At 52.3% G+C, this 4,843-nt stretch carries 4 protein-coding genes; 3 read left to right on the top strand and 1 reads right to left on the bottom strand.

The window, feature by feature from the left end; genetic code table 11:
• The 3 genes from xrtA to corA form a co-directional block, all read left to right on the top strand.
• The coding region (gene xrtA, locus AC3B8H_RS18595) for an exosortase A (protein WP_488443024.1) at positions 1-1,309 on the top strand (1,309 nt) is incomplete at its 5' end.
• 140 nt (positions 1,310-1,449) lie between these two features.
• Complete coding sequence (locus tag AC3B8H_RS18590) at positions 1,450-2,847, top strand: mannose-1-phosphate guanylyltransferase/mannose-6-phosphate isomerase (protein WP_488443023.1); 1,398 nt, start codon at positions 1,450-1,452, stop codon at positions 2,845-2,847.
• 155 nt (positions 2,848-3,002) lie between these two features.
• Complete coding sequence (corA, locus tag AC3B8H_RS18585) at positions 3,003-4,280, top strand: magnesium/cobalt transporter CorA (RefSeq protein WP_488443022.1); 1,278 nt, start codon at positions 3,003-3,005, stop codon at positions 4,278-4,280.
• A gap of 183 nt (positions 4,281-4,463) precedes the next feature.
• Here corA and AC3B8H_RS18580 read toward each other — a convergent pair.
• Positions 4,464-4,843: transporter associated domain-containing protein (locus AC3B8H_RS18580; RefSeq protein WP_488443021.1), on the bottom strand; the 380-nt coding region annotated here is incomplete at its 5' end.

Genomic DNA, 4,843 nt, shown 5'->3' with positions numbered 1-4,843 from the left:
TTACCGCGACCTACAGCCCCAGAGTGATGGGTTAGGGCTGCTGGTGACGGCGATTGGCGGCTTCGTTTGGTTGGTGGCGAAATTGGTTCACGTTCTGGTGTTGGAACAATGGGCGGTCGTGACCATTCTGATCGGCGGCTATTTGGCGATATTGGGCGGCTCGGTTGTAAAAAAGATGCTGTTTCCCATCCTGTTTCTGTACTTGATGGTGCCTTTTGGGGAAGCCTTCATACCTTGGATGATGGAATACACCGCAACATTTGTGGTGTGGATGATACGTCTCACCGGCATGAGCGTTTACCGCGACGGCATGTTTTTTATGTTGACTTCCGGAAGTTGGTCGGTAGTGGAAGGTTGCAGCGGCTTGCGTTACCTAATCGCTTCATTGACGTTGGGTCTGGTCTACGCCTATTTGAATTACCGCAATTTGCGTAAACGAACCGTGTTTATTGTGGCGTCCTTTTTGACGCCCATTCTCGCGAATGGTCTGCGGGCGTACATGATTGTGATGATCGGCCATTTCAGCGGTATGAAATTAGCCGTGGGTGTCGATCATATTATTTACGGTTGGTTGTTCTTCGGCCTAGTGATGCTACTGCTGTTTTATGTCGGCTCGTTTTGGGCGGACCAAGAGCCTGTTTTTGATACAACGGCCGCGGAAGTGTTGCCTGAGCCGGTAGACAGCTATCCGCGTCCGTGGCCGATGGTAATGGCCGTGATGGTAGGGTTGATTGCCTGGCCTGTCGCCTTTCAGAGCTTGGCGGCTCAACAGGCGGTAGTGGCGGCTATTCCAGCCGAGATAGTCCAACTCAAAGATGGTGACGACCCCAGGCAAGCGCCGCCTGAATGGGGTTGGCAGCCGACCTTCAAAGGCGTCATGGCGGAAGCGCAAAAGGTGGTTGGCGATCCTTCCGGAACGGTGGCGATGTACTTTGCCAATTTCGGCGATGAATCGCAGGGTGGTGAATTGGTGAATTCGCAAAATTATCTAGTGCCGCAAAAACATAAAGTCTGGCGAATCGCTTCCGAAAAAGCAGTTCAGGTCGGTTGGGCGGATGGATCTTCAGGGGAAGTGGTCGAGTCGCTGTTGAAAAGCGAGGCCCGAAACTTGCTTGTTTATCGATGGTATCGGGTCGGTAGCTTCAATACCGCCAGCGACTATCGCGCGAAATGGTGGCAATTGCTTAAACGATTGACAGGCAATGCCGATCCGGAAATGTTGATTGTCTTGTATACCGAGGTTCTCGGTGACGAACTGACTGACGGCCGCGCAAGATTGCAACGAACCCTGGCTATGTGTTGTGAATGAGCCGAGCGTGCTTTTTGAAGGTGCATCGCCGAAAATTTTTCCTCGCGGTGTTTCCCCCCGGTTGACCGGTTGACGTCCGATGCAAGCATGATGCTAGACTAGTCCCACTGTTTTTTATTTCGATGCAAGGAAATCAAACTATGACTCCGGTAATACTCTCAGGCGGTTCAGGAACACGACTTTGGCCACTGTCGCGCGGTCAATATCCCAAGCAATTTTTACCGTTGGTCTCGGGCTACACGATGATTCAGGAAACGGTATTGCGATTGGATGGCTTAGCCGGGTTAAAGGCACCGATCGCGGTATGCAACGAGGATCATCGATTCATGATGGCTGAGCAATTGCGCGAGATCGGCGTCAGACCGGCCGCGATTATTCTGGAACCGGTCGGCAAGAATACCGCGCCGGCCGTGGCGATGGCCGCGTTGAGCGCCGCCGAGGACGATGTCTTGCTGGTACTGCCCGCCGACCACGTGGTGGCCGACCGAGCAGCGTTTCACCAAGCGGCCGTGGAGGCACGCGCATTGGCGGAGCAGGATTTGTTGGTGACCTTCGGAATCGTCGCAACCGAACCCGAGACAGGGTACGGCTACATTAAACGTGGTTCGCTACGCTATGGCCCCGCCTACAAAGTCGACGCTTTTGTCGAGAAGCCCGATGCGCAAACCGCTCAGCGCTACCTGGATAGCGGCGAATTCTTCTGGAACAGCGGTATGTTTGCGTTTAAGGCTGGTGTTTTTCTGCGCGAACTGGAGCGCTTCAATCCGGAAATGTTGGCGGTTTGCCGGGCTTCGCTACAAGCCGCCAAACCCGATCTGGACTTTGTCCGGCTGGACAAGCGGATTTTCTCGACGTGTCCCTCGGATTCAATCGATTATGCCGTCATGGAAAAAACCGACAAAGCGGCGGTGATACCGTTGGATGCCGGCTGGAACGATGTCGGTTCCTGGTCCGCGCTGTGGGATGTCACCGACAAGGACGGCGCGGGCAATGCGATCAAGGGCGATGTGTTGACGGTCGATACCCGCAATTCCTTCGTACATTCCAGCAACAAGTTGGTTGCGGTGATTGGCGTTGACGACTTGGTCGTCGTCGAAACCGACGACGCGGTGATGATTGCCGCCAAGGACCGGGTGCAAGACGTCAAGGAAGTGGTTGAGCAATTGAAAAAATTGAAACGTAGCGAGGCCAACGTTCATCGTAAAGTCTACCGCCCCTGGGGCCACTATGACTTGGTCGATTGCGGCGATCGCCACCAGACCAAGCGCATCGTGGTCAAGCCAGGCGCGAAGCTGTCGGTACAAAAGCACCATCATCGCGCCGAACATTGGGTGGTGGTTAAGGGCACCGCTTGGGTCGACAAGAACGGCGAAAAAATATTGGTGTCTGAAAACGAATCGATTTACATCCCTTTGGGTGTGATTCACAGTCTGGAGAACCCTGGCGTCATTCCGCTCGAAATGGTTGAAGTTCAGTCCGGCAGTTATTTGGGCGAGGATGACATTGTGCGCTACGAAGATCAGTACGGACGGATATGACGTTGCGGGGCGCACTCGGTAGCGCCCTTGGTATTGCGCAATGACACGGGAGGCTTAGGCCTCCCAATTTTTGCAAAAGACTACTTGATTGGCCGGTTTCGAGTGCGTTCGACGATCTTGCCGCCGTTTAGACCTGAATCCCTTTGGAGTCGTCCTTGTCGCTACAAACCGTCAACGATTTGTTGAGAAAGCATAAGCTGGTAGAAGGCATGTTGAGCAATCAAACCATGCCTAGGCGCAAGCTGGTGACCGCTTTGGTGCAAAAACAGCACATGGTGGAACTACGCGGCGTGCTGGACAAACTGTCCGCGGTCGAGATCGGGCATATCTTGCAGTCGATCGAATTGGACGACGCCCGCTTGGTTTGGGAACAAGTGGAAGATGCTCGTCAGGACGATGTGCTCTGGGAGTTGTCGGATACGTTGAGGGAAGAGTTGGTCGGTGATCGGGAGCCGCATTGCGGCGTCGGTCAAATGAGCGCCTTTGAACTGGTCGACGGACGCCTGTCGAAAGTCGCAATTACCTGCCGTCACGATTTGTTGGCGATTAAGCCGATCTGGGTCGATCTTTTGGCGCCTAGCAAGGCTCAGCGCGCATTGATTGGGCAGCACTACGGTCTGGACCTCCCGGACCCGCTGGATTTGACCGATTTGGAAGCCAGCGCCCGCTTTTACGTCGAAGACCAACACGAGATTCATATTCACTCGGACTTCTTATTGGATCGGGAGGGTAAATCGCGCAGTGTGCCGGTCGCCTTTGTGTTGCGCGGCGACATGTTGTTTTCCGTGCGTAGCGAGGAGTTACCGGTGTTTCGGTTGCAACGTTTACGCGCCAGAACCCAACCGGGCTTTGTATCGGATTGCAAGGACATGTTGCTGGATTTATACGGCGCGGAGGCCGAGTATTCGGCCGATGCCTTGGAAAACGTTTATGCACAGCTGGAAAACGTCAGCAAGCAAGTATTAAGTCAAAATATCAGCGATGAGGAGGCGGCGGCCATACTGGCCGACATCGCCGAAGAAGAGGATTTGAACGGCCGGATTCGCCGCAATATGCTCGATACGCAGCGCGCGGTATCGTTCTTGATTCGCCGCAAATTGTTAAACACCACGCAACTGGAAGACGCCCAGCAAATCTTGCGCGATATCGAATCGTTAAACAGTCATACCGCGTTTTTGTTCGACAAGATCAATTTTTTGATGGATGCGACGGTCGGTTTTATCAACATTAACCAGAACAAAGTCATCAAAATATTCTCGGTGGCGTCAGTCGCGATGTTGCCGCCGACGCTGATCGCCAGCATATATGGTATGAATTTCGACTATATGCCGGAATTGCAATGGGCCTTGGGCTATCCGTTCGCGCTGGTGTTAATGACGATTTCGGTGGCGGCGCCGTTTGTTTTTTTTAAGAGGAAGGGTTGGTTAAGATAAGCTGATTCGCGATTCAGGAACAAATATACTGCTGCGACAAAATGCCACATTTTCAATCCAAAATAACTCGATTAACCTAATGCTAACTTTTTCGTTCGGTTAACAGTTAAAGTTGCGTTATATTTCTTCCTAATTTTTTGAGGCGGTAACTGTTGAGTTAGCGCCTTTTTTTTGCGCGTCGCTTCAAACGAGTGAATGGCATTTTACGAGTTTGATCGTATTATCGTCTCGCTTCAGAATTTCCATAACGTGTCCGTACAGCTTGATACTGGTTCCCGGCTCCGGGATGGTTTCCATGTATTCAATAATCAAGCCGTTTAAGGTTCTGGGACCTTCGGTAGGCAATTGCCAATTTGTGATGCGGTTGAGTTCGCGGACCGTCGTACCGGCATCGACCAAGAAACTACCGTCTTTTTGAACTTTAATATCGGCTTCCTCGGCGATCAACTCTCCAAGGATTTCTTGCAACAAATCATCCAGCGAGACTAATCCCAACACATCGCCGTATTCGTCCACAACCAAACCGATCCGCAGTTTTTCCGACTTAAATATTTGCATTTGCT

It is taken from the genome of Methylomonas sp. BG-2 (assembly GCF_057766305.1).
The sequence above is the reverse complement of the archived record's forward strand: the minus strand, read 5'-3'. Positions and strand labels throughout refer to the sequence as shown.

What these genes read in the sequence shown, in the direction of transcription:
- AC3B8H_RS18590 (WP_488443023.1), top strand. Translation starts at nt 1,450, where the DNA reads ATGACTCCGGTAATACTCTCAGGCGGTTCAGGAACACGACTTTGGCCA.